Here is a 297-nt window from a genome sequence, read left to right on the forward strand (position 1 = left end):
CGGCCTGCCCCGCCTCGACGGTTGCCCGGTCGTCGGTGACCGTCGCATCGACGGTGATCGACGCCGCGTCGTTGGCGCCGGTGATGGCGACGACGATGTTGTGGCTGGCGGTGCCGTCGAGCGAGGTCACGCTCAGCGTGTCGCTGACGGCGTCGCCCTGGTTGAGCGCCTGCGTCGCCGCCCGGCTGTTGTCGAGCGTATAGGTCCAGCTGCCGGTGGCGGCATCGAAGGAGAAGCTGCCATAGGTGCCGTCGAGCGTGGCCGGGGCGGCAAACACCGCCTCGCCGTCGTCGACGT

Annotated in this window: 1 protein-coding gene; it reads right to left on the reverse strand. The window is 70.7% G+C overall.

Annotation, left to right across the window (positions count from 1 at the left end; all coding sequences use genetic code 11):
* A partial coding sequence (locus JNB71_RS24295; protein WP_346657303.1) for a VCBS domain-containing protein occupies positions 1-277 on the reverse strand: 277 nt, incomplete at its 3' end.
* Positions 278-297: the final 20 nt, after the last annotated feature.

The sequence above is a fragment of the Rhizobium herbae genome, assembly GCF_019511375.1.
GTDB classification, from domain to species: domain Bacteria; phylum Pseudomonadota; class Alphaproteobacteria; order Rhizobiales; family Rhizobiaceae; genus Pararhizobium; species Pararhizobium herbae_A.